General features: G+C 40.0%; 17 protein-coding genes. 13 read left to right on the top strand and 4 right to left on the bottom strand.

The window, feature by feature from the left end; all coding sequences use genetic code 11:
* Position 1: 1 nt before the first annotated feature.
* From GQR52_RS17295 to GQR52_RS17305, 3 genes are read left to right on the top strand one after another with little or no spacing between them, the layout of a single operon-like run.
* Positions 2–406 carry a biopolymer transporter ExbD gene (locus tag GQR52_RS17295; protein ID WP_165729239.1) on the top strand — a complete coding sequence of 135 codons (405 nt, stop codon included), beginning with the start codon at positions 2–4 and terminating at the stop codon, positions 404–406.
* A 1-nt stretch (position 407) separates the two neighbouring features.
* Positions 408–1064, top strand: coding sequence for an energy transducer TonB (locus tag GQR52_RS17300; protein WP_010555258.1), 657 nt, complete (start codon positions 408–410; stop codon positions 1062–1064).
* Positions 1065–1083: 19 nt separating this feature from the next.
* Complete coding sequence (locus GQR52_RS17305) at positions 1084–2505, top strand: tetratricopeptide repeat protein (protein WP_165729241.1); 1422 nt, start codon at positions 1084–1086, stop codon at positions 2503–2505.
* Positions 2506–2980: 475 nt separating this feature from the next.
* Here the strand turns inward: GQR52_RS17305 and zapE are convergent, their stop codons facing one another.
* Positions 2981–4090 carry a cell division protein ZapE gene (gene zapE, locus GQR52_RS17310; RefSeq protein ID WP_165729243.1) on the bottom strand — a complete coding sequence of 370 codons (1110 nt, stop codon included), beginning with the start codon at positions 4088–4090 and terminating at the stop codon, positions 2981–2983.
* Positions 4091–4149: 59 nt separating this feature from the next.
* On the opposite strand from zapE, the gene rsuA reads away from it, so the two are divergent.
* The 3 genes from rsuA (at position 4150) to GQR52_RS17325 (ending at position 6664) form a co-directional block, all read left to right on the top strand.
* Positions 4150–4848, top strand: coding sequence for a 16S rRNA pseudouridine(516) synthase RsuA (rsuA, locus tag GQR52_RS17315; protein WP_165729245.1), 699 nt, complete (start codon positions 4150–4152; stop codon positions 4846–4848).
* Between the two features lie 119 nt (positions 4849–4967).
* On the top strand, positions 4968–5621 hold the full coding sequence (gene rluA, locus GQR52_RS17320) for a bifunctional tRNA pseudouridine(32) synthase/23S rRNA pseudouridine(746) synthase RluA (RefSeq protein ID WP_007585075.1): 654 nt from the start codon (positions 4968–4970) through the stop codon (positions 5619–5621).
* Positions 5622–5713: 92 nt separating this feature from the next.
* Positions 5714–6664, top strand: a complete 951-nt coding sequence (locus GQR52_RS17325) for a DUF3530 family protein (protein ID WP_165729247.1) — start codon at positions 5714–5716, stop codon at positions 6662–6664.
* Here GQR52_RS17325 and djlA read toward each other — a convergent pair.
* Genes djlA through GQR52_RS17340 form a run of 3 tightly spaced genes read right to left on the bottom strand, consistent with a single transcriptional unit; the run spans position 6647 to position 9199 of the window.
* The gene (djlA, locus tag GQR52_RS17330) at positions 6647–7513 is read right to left on the bottom strand and encodes a co-chaperone DjlA (RefSeq protein ID WP_007585079.1); all 867 of its coding nucleotides are present in this window, start codon (positions 7511–7513) and stop codon (positions 6647–6649) included. The two genes, GQR52_RS17325 and djlA, sit on opposite strands and share 18 nt — an antisense overlap.
* A gap of 31 nt (positions 7514–7544) precedes the next feature.
* Complete coding sequence (gene murU / locus GQR52_RS17335; protein ID WP_165729249.1) at positions 7545–8201, bottom strand: N-acetylmuramate alpha-1-phosphate uridylyltransferase MurU; 657 nt, start codon at positions 8199–8201, stop codon at positions 7545–7547.
* The gene (locus tag GQR52_RS17340; RefSeq protein ID WP_165729251.1) at positions 8198–9199 is read right to left on the bottom strand and encodes a phosphotransferase; all 1002 of its coding nucleotides are present in this window, start codon (positions 9197–9199) and stop codon (positions 8198–8200) included. Before GQR52_RS17340 ends, murU begins: the two co-directional genes overlap by 4 nt.
* Before the next feature lie 111 nt (positions 9200–9310).
* Between GQR52_RS17340 and lptD the strand changes: the two genes are divergently transcribed.
* The 7 genes from lptD to GQR52_RS17375 all read left to right on the top strand — a co-directional run bounded on the left by lptD (position 9311) and on the right by GQR52_RS17375 (position 18044).
* Positions 9311–11563, top strand: coding sequence for an LPS assembly protein LptD (gene lptD / locus GQR52_RS17345; RefSeq protein ID WP_165729253.1), 2253 nt, complete (start codon positions 9311–9313; stop codon positions 11561–11563).
* 30 nt (positions 11564–11593) lie between these two features.
* Entirely contained in the window at positions 11594–12889 is a 1296-nt protein-coding gene (surA, locus tag GQR52_RS17350; protein ID WP_007585086.1) for a peptidylprolyl isomerase SurA, read from the top strand.
* Between the two features lie 2 nt (positions 12890–12891).
* A complete protein-coding gene (gene pdxA / locus GQR52_RS17355) occupies positions 12892–13884 on the top strand; it encodes a 4-hydroxythreonine-4-phosphate dehydrogenase PdxA (RefSeq protein WP_007585088.1) in 993 nt (330 codons plus the stop codon).
* Positions 13881–14687, top strand: coding sequence for a 16S rRNA (adenine(1518)-N(6)/adenine(1519)-N(6))-dimethyltransferase RsmA (gene rsmA / locus GQR52_RS17360; RefSeq protein ID WP_007585090.1), 807 nt, complete (start codon positions 13881–13883; stop codon positions 14685–14687). Before pdxA ends, rsmA begins: the two co-directional genes overlap by 4 nt.
* Positions 14671–15060, top strand: a complete 390-nt coding sequence (gene apaG / locus GQR52_RS17365) for a Co2+/Mg2+ efflux protein ApaG (RefSeq protein ID WP_007585091.1) — start codon at positions 14671–14673, stop codon at positions 15058–15060. The genes rsmA and apaG overlap by 17 nt, the downstream gene beginning before the upstream one ends.
* A gap of 13 nt (positions 15061–15073) precedes the next feature.
* Entirely contained in the window at positions 15074–15892 is an 819-nt protein-coding gene (locus tag GQR52_RS17370) for a symmetrical bis(5'-nucleosyl)-tetraphosphatase (RefSeq protein WP_165729255.1), read from the top strand.
* Between the two features lie 136 nt (positions 15893–16028).
* Positions 16029–18044: a methyl-accepting chemotaxis protein gene (locus GQR52_RS17375; RefSeq protein WP_101163650.1), complete on the top strand. Its 2016-nt coding sequence runs from the start codon at positions 16029–16031 to the stop codon at positions 18042–18044.
* Positions 18045–18413 lie beyond the last annotated feature (369 nt).

Genomic DNA, 18413 nt, shown 5'->3' on the forward strand with positions numbered 1-18413 from the left:
TATGCAATCACGATTAAAGCACAAACTAGATCAAGAAGCGGGGCAACATATCGATATGTCGCCACTACTTGATGTGGTATTTATATTGCTAATATTTTTTATTGTTACAACCGTATTTGTACGCGAAAGCGGCGTTGAAGTTGATAAACCACAAGCCGTATCGGCCAGTCGCCTTGAGCAGCAAGTTATATTTTTAGCAATAACCGACTCTCAACAAGTATTTTTTGATGGTAGCCAAATTGGTGTCGCTGGTGTACGTAGTAGTGTCGAGCAAATGCTCAAACAGCAACAACGCCCTGTGGTTATTCAAGCTGATAAAACAGTACCTACAGAGTTACTTGTTCAAGTAATTGACGAAGCAAAGCTGGCAGGCGCGGCGCAAGTTAACTTAGCTACGAAGCAATAATATGCACACGATTGACTCGCCTCAAAAAACAAAAAACAATCGCCATCCACTTTTTGCATTTGGCCTTAGCCTCATTGTACTTAGTGCTGCATTACTACTTTTATGGCTTGGACAACTTGCAGAGCATCATATACAAGACAAAGTGGTTGTACGTGAGATTGCCATGGTGGCACTGCCACCTCCTCCTCCGCCATCAATATCGCAACAGCAAACAAGTGAGCCAATGCAAAGCTTAGCGGTAGAAGGTGCAGGCGCGTCTATTCAAGCCGTAAAAATTAAGATCAACAGCAATTTAAGTATTGTAAAACCCGATACACCTAGCGTAAAAGTAAGCGCGCCACAATGGCAATCAATGAGTGTAAATTGGGATGCATTTAGCTTAAATCAACTCGATGGTCTCCCCACTTTGCTTACTCCCGTCAAGGCCGTTTTACCAAAAAGCTTAACCCGCCGAGGTGTTGATGTATTTACTGTAAAACTCGATGTATTTATTGATGAAAGTGGCAAGGTAAGTTTAATTGAGGTAGTGCAAAATCCATATCCTGAACTTAAACCAGCTATCGACAAAATTATTAAACAAAGCCGCTTTAGTGCACCTAAAAAAGAAGGTGAAACCGTACGCGCTCGCTTTATTTGGCCAATCGAATTTAAACCTTAAGCCTATTAAAATGAAAAATATGAATATATTTAAAACGCTAAAACCATTAACTTCCGCACTGTTGACGACTGTAATGTGTTCATTACCTTTAGTAAGTGCAAGTAGCGTACATGCAAGCGCTGCCAGTGATACTAATGCGCCACTAAAAGTAACGTTATCGCCTAGCGATCCAACATGGCAGTTGGCTATAAATAATAAATTACTGGGTCCTACAGAGGTCCTTATTGAGCCGACCGAGCGCGGTTTTGCTCGCCAAGTGCAACCACTGTTACAAGCAGGTAATTACAGTGAAGTCGCTGCGCTATTTAAAGGTCGTGATATAAGCCAAGATAGCACTGCTTTAAACTTGTTACGTGCACAAGTTTTGCTTTCAACAAAGGACTTTAATAACGCTGAACTGGCTTACTTGGCGTGTTTAAAAGCTTCACCTGATTTAGTAAAAGCACACCAAGGTTTGAGCCTTTTATACATGCAACAAGCAAAGTATGACAAAGCACAAACACACTTAGTACGCACTATTGAACTTGGTCAGGCTGATGCACAAAGTTATGCGCAACTTGCTTATATACACGTGCAGCACAGCCAACCTTGGAGCGCAGTAGCGGCCTACCGCCAAGCGCTGATGCTAGCGCCAGAAACAAGCCAATATCAACAAGGGCTATTGTTTGCGTTAATTGAATCGGGTGATTTAAATCAAGCTAACGCATTACTAAAAGAATTACTCAATAAAAGCCCTGATAAAGCTGAACTTTGGTTGCAACGTGCACAAATAGCGTTACAACTTGATCAAAAAAAGCAAGCGCTTGCTGCTATTGAAGTGGCCTTAAAACTCAACCCTAAAGATACCAGCAACCAGCTTTTAGCAGCCCAGTTGCATTTAAGTGAAGGTAGCACTGAACGCGCTGTTAGTTTATTAAAGCAAAGTTTAAAACACGCCACTAAACAGCAGCAAGTTGAGGTTATTAATACCTCGATGCAAACTTTAGGCTGGCTTGTATCTCAACAAAAATGGGATTTAGCTAAAGATCTAATAGGCAGCGCAAAAAGATTAACTAAGCAACTACCCCGTGATGAACAAGCGCAGTTTTCTGTATACAGCGCACAAATTGCTATGCAACAAGGTAATACTAAACGTGCTCTTAAAAGCTTAAATAACGCACTTAAAATAAACCCGAATTTAGGTGATGCCCTACTTAGTTTAGCGAGTATTTATCGCAGTAAAAGCCAACTTACCCAAGCTAAACTTATGTATGTTCGTGCACAAGCCCTACCTGATTACCAACTATCGGCGTGGCTTGGATTATCGCAAATAGCGATTGATTCTAAAGACTACCCGAGCGCGCTAAAGCACCTTAGAAAAGCATTGCAAGCCAACCCACAACGCCAGGACTTAATTACTAATATTCGCGCCCTTGAGAATATAGTGCGCCAAGAGGGGTAAGTTTAAGCCGTGGCTAAACTTTCTTGTAGACACAACTTGCTGGCGTGATGGGCAAAGCTCGTAATTTCTATGCTTTAATGTTTTCTCATTTACTCCTCTTTGTGCAATAAGATCTTAACTGATTTATTCACAAAGAGGTTTAGAGGGCGCTGCGCTTTAGAGAAGTAAAAATACATAATTACTATTGTTTTATGTTTTCTCATTTACTCCTCTTTTGCTTCTCTTTGTGCAATAAGATTTTAAGTGATTTATTCACAAAGAGGCTAAGAGGGCGCTGCGCTTTAGAGAAGTAAAAATACATAATTACTATTGTTTTATGTTTTCTCATTTACTCCTCTTTTGCTTCTCTTTGTGCAATAAGATTTTAAGTGATTTATTCGCAAGGATTTTAAGAGGCATTGCATTTTAATAAGGCAATGAATAGCTATCAGCGCTTCTCACTTGAGCAAGCTCGTTTACAATATATATTAAAGCGTTACCAATTTTGCATTTCGACTATGCGTGATTGCGTGCGCGCATATTCAAAGCTCAACTTTTTACCTTTATACAAATGTTCAATGTCGGTTTGCGCATTTATCACTAGCAATTTATGGCAATCGTAAAACTCATCTACTAAGGCAATAAAGCGCCGTGCTTCATCGTCAAAAGTATGCTCATCAAGCATTTGTTTTTCGCGTTGGTAGCTATCTTCAATGCCATGCACAATAACTTTACCCGTTGCTTTAGCACCCATTTGCGGCACGTTCGATACATATAACACATCAAATTGCGTTGCTAAAAACATATAGTCGTTAGCACTGCGTGGGCCTGAACATAGCGCCATAAAATCAATCATCAAGGCATTATCGGCTCTTAATAAATAAGGTAAATTGCGCCCATGCACACTAACTGTGTTGCTGCATGTTACAGCCGGATACGAAGCTAAAAACCTACTTTCAAAATCGTGATTTGATAAATTAATAAAATAGTGACGACTGTTTTTACCATATCTAAAACGGTGATCGTCCTCCCCTGCCACGTTAATTATATGGCAATGGTTATTAATTAAATCGATAGTAGGTAAAAATCGCGCCCGTTGCAGGCCGTTGTAATAAAGTTGCTCTGGCTTTGCGTTCGATGTGGCCACCAGCACAACACCTTGTTCAAACAAGGCATTGAACAATCTGGCCATAATCATGGCATCGCCAATGTCGCTTACAAAAAACTCGTCAAAACATAGTACTCGAATATTTTTAGCCCACTGTTTTGCAATTAGGATTAGTGGATTTTTTTGACCTTGTAGCTGCGAAAGCTGGGCATGCACTTGTGCTATAAAATGATGAAAATGCAGCCGCTGCTTTTGCTCAATAGGTAGGTTTTTATAAAATAAATCCATTAACATGGATTTACCACGCCCTACGGGTCCGTATAAATAAACACCTTTTATTAAAGTCGATTTTTGCCACCACGATGTGTGAGCTTGAAGTTGCTCGCTTAGCGTATTTAAAGCTTCCACTGCATTTTGCTGCGCAGCATCAAAACACAGTTCACCTGTGTCTATTTTTGCTTGGTAAAGGCTTAAAATTTGTGTGCTGTGCACTGTCATGGTATTTCACTATCGGCTATAATCGCGCCCATTGTAGCCGACTAAAAATGTGAACCAAAATGAAATTCCCTTGCCGCTTAGATAAATTTATTAGCCACTTAGCTGAAATACCGCGTACCCAAGCTCGCGCGAGTATTAAGCGAAAAGAAGTAAGCGTTAATGGCGAAATAATTACCTCACATAATTTTCAGCTAGCCCAGCAAGATGAAGTACTGCACCAAGGTACGCCTTTGGTATTTTTAGGTAAGCGCTATTACATGCTAAATAAACCTGTTGGCTATGTATGTGCTAACAGTGACGAGCTACATAAAACCGTTTTTGACTTACTTGATGAGCCAAATATGAGCGACTTTCATGTGGCAGGTCGCCTTGATATAGATACCACAGGGTTAGTTATTATTACTAATGATGGCGATTGGTCACATAAAATTACGGCACCTAAAAGCAATAAATTTAAAACCTACCTCGTCGAAACCCAAGAGCCGATTACCGATGAAGCGCTTGAGCAATTACGAACAGGTGTCATGCTGCATAACGAAAAAGATTTAACCCGCCCAGCTATAGCAGAGAAGCTTGCTAATTACGGCCTGCGTTTATCAATAAGTGAAGGCAAGTATCATCAAGTTAAGCGTATGCTTTACGCGGTAGATAACAAAGTAGTTGAGCTGCATCGCGAGCAGATTGCGGGAATTACCCTAGATGAAAACTTGGCCAGTGGTGAATATCGATTATTAACAGCGCAAGAAATTAAGCTATAAAAGTGCTTTAAAGGAGCTAAGGCTTGGATTATTAGTTAAAACAATATAGCCAAACTTTTACTTGAGCCTTTTAACTTGCTCCACTAAAATAGCGCCCTTCAAAATTACTAAGGTCGGCCGTGTTAGTTAACTACAACCCCCCTATGAATCCGTATTTAACAATACTTTTTCAGGATGACGACTTACTGATAGTTAATAAGCCAAGTGAGTTATTAACTGTCCCAGGTAAAGATCCTAAACATGCCGACAGCTTAATTAATCGTGTTAATCGTGTTTTTCCAACAGCGAGAATAGTGCACCGCTTAGATATGGCAACTTCTGGCATACTGTGCCTTGCCATGAATAAAGCAGCGCACAGACATTTAAGTATGCAGTTTCAAGAGCGCGAAACAGCTAAACGTTACATAGCACGTGTATACGGACAACTTGAAGCTGAAACAGGATCAGTAGATTTACCCCTTATTTGTGATTGGCCTAATCGCCCAAAACAAATGGTTGATCACGACAGAGGTAAACCTTCGCTTACGCATTTCAAAATACTTGAGCGTGAAGAAAATGCAACCCGTGTAGAGCTAACTCCCATCACTGGTCGCTCGCATCAACTACGTGTGCATATGTTAAGCCTTGGTCATCCTATTTTAGGTGATAGACTTTACGCCCACAAAGAGGCACTTGCTGCCGCTCCTCGCTTACAATTACATGCACAAATGCTGCAATTAAAGCACCCAGTAACTGAGCAAGTACTTACTTTTGAAGCCGAATTAGAGTTTTAACAGGTTTAAATTTACTAGCTAATTCGCTCTATACATTAAACTTTTAGATAACCTTGCCGATACCTAACTAATTGTCATTAGTTAGGTGCGTTATGCTATTTCCACGGTTTTTAAAAGGGGCTTTTTATATACAGCTCAGCTGTGCCCTACTTTTAGCTAACCCCATCAGCGCAGCTGAACATATTGCTCCACCTAGCCTATCAAGTATTGAAAATAGCGATATTGAGCGACTACTTCCAAGCGATGAAATAAAGCCTATATTGGCGGGTGAAACAGAATTTTTAAGCCTTTACAGCGAGTATATGAGTAGTAATTTTAGAGGTATCGTAATACTTATACCCGACTGGCATTCTTCACCTACCAATAATTCAGGTATGAGCTACTTGCGCAAAGAGCTTAATAATTTAGGTTACAGCACCTACGCAATGACAGTACCCGACATTGACTGGCAAGCAAGTAAAATGGCCGAAGCAATGCCCAGCGAAGCCGAAGCTGCGCCTAGTAAAGCCGATGAACCTGCATCACCCGACACAGCAACAAGCGCACAATCACAGCCTGCAAAAATAAAAGAAGAACCTCATTACGTTAATGCAATTGAAAAAGTAACTGATGACGTGCTCGATAACTACAAAATAAATCTCATTTCTCGTTTTAATGCGCTGTATCAAACTGCAATGGAAGACTCGAGTAATATAGTGGTTATTGCACAAGGTACGAGTGCGGGTGTGTTGTTGGAGTACTATGCAGATTTTCCGGACGAGAGAGTTGAGGCGTTTATAAGTTTAAGTAGTTACCTGCCTAACACAAAGCGTAACGAAAGCTTGAGCCAAACGGCTTCACTTGTTACACCTGCCTTGCTTGATATTTACTATGCAAATGACAGCACAGACATCTTAATGAGTCTTAAAAATCGTCAGCGCTGGGTTAACCGAAATGCAAAGTTTGATTACCGCCAACGCCAGTTGTTTGGCCTGCGCGATCAACCCGATCAACACGCACGCCTAACAAAAGAAATAGACGGTTTTTTACGCCGACTTTTTTAAATACTCATAAGCAGCTTGAATATCTTGGCTCTTTTTAACAGCTAATTCCATCATGTGTTTTGGTAAACCTTGCGATACTAATTTATCTGGATGATGTTGCGACATAAGTTTACGGTACGCTACTTTTATATCACGCTGCGTTGCATCGCTACTTAAGCCTAATAACGCCAATGCTTGCGCACGGTTCATATTATTATTTGGCGGTACATGGTGGCCAGAACCTTCACGGTAACTACTACTTTGACCTTGGTTTTGTTGCTGCTGATTAAAGCGCTGTTGTTGCTTTCTAAAGTTAAACTCAGCTTGGTAACGTTTTAATACAAATGCAAAGTGTGTTTTAGAAATGCCTAGCTGTTTACTTACTTCTGCTAATAGTTGCTTTTCTTGCTCGGCTAGCACGCCATCAGAAAATGCCATCTGAATTTGTATTTCTAAAAATAACTGTATTAAATCGTTTCGTTTAGCAAAGCGTTCTTTAAAATCGTGTACTGTTTCTTTAAGTGAAAAGTCACTCTCTTTACCTGATTGAAATGCATGCTGTGCTTCACGGCGTTCTTCGCCTTTTAAGCCCATTTCATCCATAAACAAGTTAGCCGCTTTTATATGTACTTCGCTAACTCGACCATTCGATTTAGCAATGTGCCCCATGACAGCAAAGCAGCTTGAAAAGAATAAAGCTTGGCGCTCGTGAACATCGTCACCACTAAATAGACTAGAAAAGCCGCCTGCTTTATCAAAGTTATTTTTTAAGCTTTTATCAAATAAATGACCTAGGTATAAACCTAAAATGGCACCAAATATTTTGCCAAACATAAAGCCAAAACAAAAACCGAGAATTTTTCCCCACATCTATAATACTGCCTTTTTAAAAATTGAGTTATTACGCCTCAAGGCGCGTGTTTAATTGGTTTAAACGCTCTGGTGTACCAATATCATCCCACTGCCCTATATAGAGCTCAGTAGAGACTAAATGTTTATTTAGCTTTTCACGTAAAATAGGCCCTAAAGGGCGAATACCTTGCGTTAATCCTTTAAAAAAATCAGCCTGATACCGGCCAATCCCTGAAAATGTATATTTTTGGCTCTCGGCCGATAAATGGCTCAATGCAAAGTCGCCATCTGGATTGTGTGGCGGGTTTTCTATCAGCACTATGTGCGCCTCACCGGGTTGTAAATGAAGTTGCATTAGCGAACTTACATCGTAGTCGGTGTATACATCACCATTTACTACAATGAACGAGTCACCCAATAACGGTAATGCTTCAATTATACCGCCAGCCGTTTCAAGTCCACCTTCAACTTCTTGGCTGTAAAGTATGTTTACGCCAAACTGACTGCCATCGTTAAAGTAGTCTTTTATTTTATCACCTTGCCACGCAAGGTTTATTACAATATCGGTAATTCCGGCAGCTTTGAGGTTATTTATATGGTGCTCAATAAGTGGTTTTTCTGCCACTTTTAACATTGGCTTTGGCATATTTTGCGTTAGCGGCATCATACGTTTTCCGCGCCCTGCAGCTAAAATCATCGCTTTCATGAGCGCTCCTTTGCCAACTTTTCAGTCACTTTTGGCACTATGGTATTTTTTGTCCACTCACTCAATGCTTTAAGCTCTGGGTAAATTGCTGCTACTTCAATAATGTAATCAAGTGTCGGTAAAATATTATCTAAATAACCTGTTTTACCATCGCGTAAATACAATCGACAAAATATACCTGCAGCCTTTAAGTGGCGCTGTAATCCGGTTAAATCAAACCAATATTTAAACTCATCGAATGAAGTGTTAGCCAGTAAATTTTGAGCCGTAAATTCCTGATAAGCAAAATCAAGCAAGCTTGTTAACTCTTTTTGAGGCAGTTTAAAGTAGCAATCGCGTAGTAGCGATACTAAATCGTAGCAAAGCGGCCCGCGTAAAGCATCTTGATAATCTATAATTGCCCACTGGCCGTTACTGTTCATAATATTACGGCTATGGTAATCGCGATGAACGGTAACAGTGGGTTGCTCAAGCATGGCCTTTATTAATAGCTCTGAACTTGTGTTCCACATTACGTTTTGCTCTGCGCTTAGTGGCTCATTAATAAAGTCACTCACTAACCACTGGCTAAATATATCAAGCTCTAGTGTTATAAAATCTTCGTTGTACGCTTGCATAGCTGAAGCTGCCGGCGTTTTAGCCCACTGGGCGCTTAAGCTTATTAATGCTTTATAGTGCTCGGTGCGGTTTGCATCATCAAGCATATCGGCTAGGTGCGTACTCCCTAAATCACTCAGAACAAAAAAGCCCTGCTTTTCATCACTTGCAATAATAGTAGGAAGTAAAAAACCTTGCTCAACAAACACCTGATTTAGCGAAATGTAAGGTTCGTTATTCACTTTTTGCGGATCTGAGTCCATCACTATTAAATGCTTATTATCGTGATTTAAACGGTAATAACGGCGAAAGCTAGCATCACCTGTGATCGCGTTTAAAGTATGCGACTTGGCATTAAGGTGTATGTTTATAAATTGTTGTAAATTCTCAAAGCGTGTCATTTTATAAGATATCTATTTTTCACTAAGTTAATTAGGTCAATTACTGTAATTGCCATTATTTTCCTTTATTATGTGTATATTATATTAAACACACAGTATTAAGGTCGATAAATGAGCAAAACCTGGGGCATATTGATGCTAAGCGTAGTTAGCGCACCATCGCTTGCCGAAACTGAACTGGCACACAACCTTTGTGGCATTTCAATGCAAACCAGAGCTTGGCAACCGCTTGAAGGCCTTAACCTTGGTGAAGTTGATATTCAAGCTGATGATGTTGAGCTGCTTGGCACTCAAAGCGCTGAATTTACCGGCAATGTTGATATTAACACCCTTAAGATGAGTTTGTCCGCACAAACTGCGTTGATAGACAAACAGCGTGGTTTATTAAATGCAACGGGGCCAATTACTTATCAAGATTACGTGAGTAAAGTAAACAGCACCGGATTAAATGCCGATTTAAATAATTCAGAAGTCAGTTTATTAGGCGCCGACTACAGCCTAACCGAACAACAAGGTAAAGGCGGCGCTGAAAAGCTCACTGTTAATCAGTCTGGCCTATTACTCATGAATGCAAGCTTTACTACTTGCCCAAGTGACACCCCAGTATGGGAAATTGAGGCTGACGAAATAAACCTTTCACGCGAAGAAGGCTGGGGCGAAACATATAACGCCGTATTACGCATTCTCGATACACCGGTTTTATATTTACCTTATTTTACATTCCCATTAGATGAACGCCGTAAATCGGGGTTACTTACTCCAACTATTTCAAGCTCAGATAAATATGGCCTTGAAACAATTACGCCGTATTACTTAAATATTGCGCCTAATTTTGATGCCACTATTACGCCTCGTTATATGTCTAATAAAGGGCTGCAATTACAAACAGAATTTAGATACCTAACAGAGCAACACGAAGGCTTAGTAGGAATTGAATATTTAGATAGTGATGATTCAGAGCCAGACTTAAATGAACGCTATATGTTTCATTGGCAACAGCAAAGTTACCTAGGTGAAAACTGGCGCGCAAACGTTGATGTAACCAATGTAAGCGATGATAACTACATCACCGATTTAAGCTCAAATTACGCAAGTAAAACCGATACACAGCTGTATCGTACTGGCTCACTTACTCATTTGGGTGATACATGGCGCACCGATATTAAAGTACAAAACTTTGAAGTATTGGGCGATCACTTAGAGTCATATACTGCAATACCACAAGTTAATTTTACGCAAACTGCGCCTTGGCGTTTTGATAATTTTGATTTTAGTGTGTCTGGGGAGATTAGCCATTTTACTAATGATTCATCAGAAGTGGCCATAGACAACGCAACTCGTGTACACATAGAGCCAAAAGCCCGCTACAACTACGCAACGCATGCGTGGTCATTTTTATCTGAAGTGAGCTTGTTGCAAACTAATTATAAGCAAAGCGGAAACTTAACAGGCACGCAATACAGCGATACCGTATCGCGTACTATTCCTAAAGTACGTTTGTATTCTCAGCTTAATTTTGAGCGTGACGCATCTTACTTTTTTGAAGATGCTATACAAACGCTAGAGCCGCAAATTCAATATTTATATACACCTAATAAAGACCAATCAGACATTGGCTTGTTTGATACAACCAAGCTACAAGACGATTATTATGGTTTATTTAGAGACGTGCGCTTTTCAGGTGTTGACCGCATAGCAGCAGCGAATCAGTTTACTTTAGGTGCTACAACGCGCCTATTTGATAAAAAACAAGAAGAAGTATTTAATTTTAGTGCCGGCCAAATATTTTATTTAAGTGACGATGCCAAGCCAACAGAGCAAGGATTGAACTCAGACACTAATTATAATGCACTATTTGCAGCTCAAACCATGTTACATTGGCACCGCCGTTGGTACCTCGCTGGAGGTATTCAATACGATACAGATGGCAAGCAAATGGTACAGTCAAATGTAACACTTGATTATAAAGGTGATAATAATCAGCTAGTACAATTGAACCATCGCTATGCAAATGATGTCTCAGGAAATACAATCGAGCAAGCAGGTGTATTTACAAGTATTCCTATTAGCGACGAATGGCAATTTATTGCAAGCTATCATCGAGATCTTGAAAACAACAGAAGTATCGAAGTATTGAGCGGATTACAGTATGAATCATGCTGTTGGGCTATCCAAATTACTGGGCACCGCCAAATTGAAACAGATTTAAATCAATCAATAGGCCAAGAACAAGCAACTTTTGATTCAGGTATTAGTTTGAATTTTGTATTAAAAGGACTTGGCAGTAAAAGCCGTTATGATGCACAAAAATTATTACAACAAGGTATTTTTGGCTATCGTAGACCGTATTTTCTTAGTAACTAGAGTACTATCAGCAAGAGTAGTAAAAAGAATATGAATTTAAAAAAATTATTAACATCAGCAGTTTTAAGTGCCAGCCTTTGTCAAAGTGCAATGGCCGCACCAGTAGAAATAGATAAAGTTATTGGCGTTGTAAACCAAGGCGTAATTTTAAAAAGCGAAGTAGACACCATTATTAATCGTGTTAAAAAGCAAGCCGAAGAACAAAACCAGCAATTACCAAAAGATGAAACTCTTCGTGTACAAGCTGTTGAGCGTTTAGTTAATCAAGCCCTTATGATACAAATGGCTGAACGTATGGGGTTACAAATCTCAGACAGCCAACTCGATCAAACTCTTGCAAGCATGGCACAAGAGCAAGGCGGTACAATTGCCGATTTACGTCGTACTATTGAAGGTTCGGGCGAAAGCTTTCAAGCTTACCGTGAAGAAATTCGTAAAGAAATTACAACGCAGCAAGTAACACGTGCAAGCGTCGATCGCCGTATTTATATTAGCGAACAAGAAGTTGATAACCTTTTAAAAATTATGGAAACCCAAGGTCAAAGTGCTGAAGAGTACGACATTGGTCATATTTTAATAGATATCCCTAACGATGCGAACGCTGACGAAATTGCTGGCGCAAAAACACGCGCAGATAAAGTTATTGAGCTATTAAACGATGGCCAAGAATTTAAGCGTATTGCTATTTCATCGTCAAGCGGCTCTAAAGCACTTGAAGGTGGACAGCTTGGTTACATGGGTATTAACGAAATGCCATCGCTTTTTGCTGAAGCAGTAAAAGGCCAAAAGAAAGGCGCTATTGTTGGCCCTCTTCGCTCTGGTGCTGGTTTTCATATCATTAAAGTACAAGACGTTCGTGGTCTACAAGTTGTAGAAACAACAGAAGTGCGCTCACGCCATATACTAATTAAACCTTCAATTATTTTAAGTGAAGAAAAAGCACGCTCTATGCTTGCAGGCTTTGCAAAAGACTTACGCGCAGGAACTGCCGACTTTGGAAAGTTAGCTAAAGAGTACTCAGAAGATCCAGGCTCTGCACTTAAAGGTGGCGAGTACGATTGGACAGATCCAACTACCTACGTACCTGCGTTTAAAGATACATTGCTTTCTCTTAAGCAAGACGAAATAAGCGAACCGTTTAGAACACAGTTTGGTTGGCACATTGTGCAGTTACTTGGTAAACGTGTAGCTGATAAAACTGAGCTAGCTAAACGTAACCGTGCTCACGGTATGTTGTTTAACCGTAAATTTAAGGAAGAAAGTTTTAACTGGCAGCAAGAAATGCGCGAGCAAGCTCACGTTGAAATTTTCACAGCAGACCAATAAATATGACCTTAAGAATTGCTATTACACCGGGTGAACCCGCCGGTATTGGCCCAGATTTGCTACTCACGCTTGCTCAGCAAGCGTGGGATGTTCAACTTATAGCGATTGCCGATGGCAAACTATTAAAAGAGCGTGCAAAACATTTAGGCTTAACAATAAACTTAATTAAATTTGATGATAATGCCCCCGCCATCGCAGCACCTGCTGGCAGCTTGTATATTCATCAAGTTGATTTAGGGGTTGATGTAGAACTTGGCGTACTAAACGACGGTAACGGACAATACGTGTTAGATACCTTGCGTATAGCAAGCGAAAAAAACATGGATGGCACCTTCGATGCAGTCGTTACGGGCCCGGTTCACAAAGGCATAATTAACAAAGCAGGTATTTCGTTTAGTGGGCACACTGAGTATTTTGCGCAGCAATCAAATACTGCTGATGTAGTTATGATGCTTGCAACAGAGGGCTTACGCGTTGCACTTGTAACCACGCATATTCCACTGGCGTATGTATCGCGTGCCATTACACCAGAGCGTTTAACTAAAGTAGCGGGTATTTTAAATCACGACTTACAAACTAAGTTTGGTATAGAAAAACCACGTATTTTAGTGTGTGGTTTAAATCCGCATGCCGGTGAAGATGGCCATTTAGGTCGTGAAGAAATAGAAACAATCACGCCAACGCTTGAGATACTTAGAAGCGAAGGTATGAATTTAATTGGCCCACTACCGGCCGATACCTTATTTCAAGATAAATACCTATCTGAAGCAGATGCAGTGCTTGCTATGTATCACGATCAGGGATTACCTGTGCTAAAATACAAGGGATTTGGTAAATCGGTAAATATTACCCTTGGCTTACCATTTATCCGCACATCAGTTGACCACGGTACTGCACTCGATTTAGCAGGGACTGGTACAGCTGACGTTGGCAGTTTTGAATTAGCGATCCGCGAAGCAATTAAGCTCGCCCAAGAAAAAGCACAAAATCAATGACCGATAAAGTACATTTAGGACACCGCGCTCGTAAGCGTTTTGGGCAAAACTTTTTATTTGATGAATCTATCATCGACAAAATAGTCTCTGCGATCGATCCTAAACCAGAAGACAACCTAGTAGAAATTGGCCCCGGCCTTGGCGCAATCACTGAGCCAGTAGCCGAATTAAGCGGCCATTTAACGGTTGTTGAATTAGATAAAGATTTAGCGCAACGATTAATTGAACACCCATTTTTGGGTCCTAAATTAACCGTTAACCAAGGCGATGCAATGACGTTTGACTTTGCAAGCTTGGTTCGCGATGACAAAAAATTAAAAGTGTTTGGTAATCTACCTTACAATATTTCGACACCGTTATTGTTTCATCTTTTTGAATTTTCAGATCATATTGAGCACATGCACTTTATGCTTCAAAAAGAAGTAGTAAAACGCATGGTAGCAGGCCCAGGTAGTAAAACATTTGGCCGTTTAAGCGTAATGACTCAATACTACTGTAACGCAATGCCGGTTGTTGAAGTACCACCTGAATGCTTTAAACCAGCGCCAAAAGTTGACTCTGCGGTTATACGTTTAATACCTAAAAAGCCAGAGCAACGTACAGCAAAAAGCGTTAAAATATTAAACACAGTGTGTTTAGAAGCCTTTAATCAACGCCGTAAAACACTGCGTAACAGTTTAGGTAATTTACTAACTGCAGAAGAGCTTACTAGCATTGGCATTGATATAACGCTGCGTGCTGAGCGCTTATCTTTACAACAATTTATTGATATAGCTAACTGGATTTATGACAACAAGCAGTAATATTGGATCGCCTGTAAAGGTATCTGTAGAAACATTTTACGTAGAAGGTCAATCTCAACCTGAGCTTGAAAAATACGTATTTGCTTACTCAGTAACGATTAAAAACCATAGTTTATGTAGTGCAAAATTACTGAGCCGCTATTGGTTAATTACCGATGCAAATGGCAAAGAAGTAGTAGTAGAAGGTGAAGGCGTTGTTGGCGAAATGCCAGACATTGGTCCAGGCGAAAGCTATAAATACACCAGCGGTGCAATTTTAGATACACCTGTAGGCACAATGCAAGGCCATTACACGTTACGCAACGAGTTTGGCTCTGAGTTTCAGGCGCCTATTAATGTGTTTCGTTTGGCTTGTCCTAACATTTTGCATTAAGTAGTAACCACTGATGGCAGATTATGCGATAGGTGATTTACAAGGGTGTTTTAGTGAATTTAACACCCTTTTGCAACGTGTTGATTTTAACCCAAGCAAAGATCACCTTTATTTAGTTGGCGACATAGTTGCCCGCGGGCCAGACTCCCTAGCCTGCTTAGACTATATTTACCAACATCAAAATAGCATGACCATCACTTTAGGCAATCACGACCTTCACATGGTTGCCTGCTACTTCCTTAACAAACCTACCAATCCAAAAGATAAACTAAACCCAATATTTGAAAGCCCAAAATTAGCGCGTTACATCGCCTTTTTACAAACCCAACCATTGGCCTTAGAGCTTATAAAACATAACTGCTTTATATCTCATGCCGGATTAAACCCCGACTGGTCTATTGACTATGCTCTAAAGCACGCGCAATTTGCACAAAGCTGTTATCAATCAAACAATGCTAAAGCATTTTTTGAACACATGTATCAGCCTCACCCTATTGAGTGGTCAAGCAATCTTGATGACTTTGAAAAATTTAGATACATAGTTAACTACTTTACCCGTATGCGCTTTTTAACAAGTGATAACAAACTCGAGCTTAATGCAAAGGGTGCAATAACCGATAGTCAAACACTAACCCCTTGGTTTAATCATCCTAATATAGCTAAAACTAAACACGATATTATTTTTGGCCACTGGGCCGCGCTTGAAGGTAGAACAGGTAATCCACGGGTTCACGCCTTAGATACAGGCTGTGTATGGGGTAACACCATGACCCTAATGGAGCTAAGTACTAAAAAAGTAATTGTAGAAAAATCCCACCTTTCGTCTAAATAAACTGAAAAAAAACAGTACATCTGTTAGATTTATCAATTAATAGTTAAAATTAGTTAAAGTAATTGATTTTAATTACTTAACTTATTGGTACAAACGCCGATAAGTCTTAATTGAAGTACTTTTGAGTGGAAATATTATGAACCTGACAGTAAGCCAGCGTATTTGGGGTGGTTTTATATTTATCACACTATTATTATTAATAATTGGTGGTAACTCCTTAATAAAAATTGCAAATATTGACCGCTCCACTCAAAAAGTGAACCAACTATCACTTCCAGCACTAAATAAAAGCTCAGAACTACAAGCCGAGTTTATTTTAATGAGTAAAGCCGCTCAAGCGAGCTTTTACACTACTTCTGCAAATGAACTAGCCCCCATTAAAAAACAAGTTCTTGAGCAAAAGCAGTTATTCAATACCCTTCATCGCGAACTTCAAGACGTAGTTAAAAATGATGCAACGCTTAATCAAAGTAGCCAAAATGTAGAAAAAACCTACTTAAGCTTTTTAAGCACAGTTGAAAGCTTGTTAGAAGATAAAAGCAAACAGCTAGCATTAAACAAAACATTAAAAGCACAATTAGAAAATATAGAGCTAAGTGCAGAAGATGCCAATTCTGTTGTACTCGATATTATTGACATTGATGGCTTTGAGCAAAACCACCCTCGTGCTTATCAAGCTGCAAACAATTTAGAAAATAACTTTATGTCAGTGGTAAGTAACAGCACTGATATGCTAACCGTTAAAACGCTTAATACTCTCGACATTGTTAAAAACGAGCAAACCTATTACCTAGAAGAAGTAACGCGTACCATTGCCTTAATTAAACCGGCTATAGAGCAAACTCACAGCGATTTATACTCAAGCTTAAAAGAAAATGTTGATACTTTAGAAAACAATATAAAAGGTAGTAGTGGTTTAGCTGCAAACAAAAAACGATTAATTGACTCTATTACGCTAACAGAGTCAGAGCTTGCACAGTCAGAGCAAGCCACCAAAATGGCACTTAACCAAATTGATGAGTTAGTTAATCAAGCAAGTGACGTTGCGTTTAAATTACAGCAAGGCGTGCGCAGCGACGTAGACTCAGCAAACTTATGGACGTGGGTTGGTATGATTATAGCCACCCTTTTAGCTGTAGCGATTGCTATTATTACTGTTAGCCGTATTACTAAACCACTTGCTGAAGTTAACCGAATTTTAGATATTGTTGCCAGTGGCGACATGACACAACGTTTAGACGACAGCGCTAAAGACGAATTTGGCGAACTATCTAAAAGTTGTAACACCTTAATTGATAACTTACGCAGCCTAATTAAAGGCATTATTTCGCGCTCTACTCAGCTAGCTGCAGCATCAGAACAAACATCTGCAATAACAGCCGAATCAAGCCAAGCAATTCGTAACCAACAAGCACAAGTTGAACAAGCCGCAACCGCAACAACCGAAATGAGCAGTACTTCGCAAACGGTTAGCAACAGCGCTCAACAAGCACTTAGCGAAATTAAAAATGCTGATAAAGAAGCTGAGCGTGTTAAAGGTATTTCGAATAACAACAAAGCCACGATTGAACAGTTAGCACGTGAAGTAGACGACGCCTCACAAGTCATTAATAAACTACATCAAGATAGCGCATCAATAGGCAGCATTTTAGATGTAATACGCGGAATAGCGGATCAAACTAACCTACTTGCACTAAATGCCGCAATTGAAGCGGCACGTGCTGGTGAATACGGCCGAGGCTTTGCTGTTGTAGCAGACGAAGTACGCTCTCTGGCGAGTAAAACTCAAGAGTCGACCCAAGAGATACAATCAATGATTGAGTCGCTGCAAACAGGCGCTGAAGCTGCAGTAACGGCTATGAGCAAAGGTAAGCAACGTGCGGTATCGTGTGTTGAGCAAACCGACCTAGCAAGTAGCGCTCTTGATTCAATTACATTTGCGGTTTCGCAAGCTCACGACGTAAGTGAAGAGATTTCGACTGCCGCACTTGAGCAACAACAAGTAGCACAAGAAATTAGCGAACGTCTTGAGTCGATTGTAGCCATCGCAGAGCAAACAGCCGAAGGCGCAAACCAAACCAACATTTCAAGTTCAGAAGTAGCAAAACTTGCCGAAGAACTACGCTTGTCGGTAGACGAATTTAAAGTTTAGGTTTACTAAAACGATTAAAAAACCCCGATGGTACTATGTACCATCGGGGTTTTTATTTATCAGGACTTTAAAAGTGAGATGTAAAACCTCACCGGTAGGCGTGAAGCTTGCTCACGCGAAAAGCGCAGCTTTTAATATTTATATTACCTACTTTTGGCTTATCTAAAGCGCAGCGCCCTCTTAGCCTCTTTCTGAACAAATTATTAAAAATCTTATGCACAAAGAGAAGCAAAAGAGGAGTAAATGAGAAAACATAAAACATAGTAATTATTTATTTTTACTTCTCTAAAGCGCAGCGCCCTCTTAACCTCTTTGTGAATAAATTACTTAAAACCTTATTGCACAAAGAGAAGCAAAAGAGGAGTAAAC

This window comes from Pseudoalteromonas sp. 31A1 (genome assembly GCF_011378815.1).
Taxonomy (GTDB): domain Bacteria; phylum Pseudomonadota; class Gammaproteobacteria; order Enterobacterales; family Alteromonadaceae; genus Pseudoalteromonas; species Pseudoalteromonas arctica.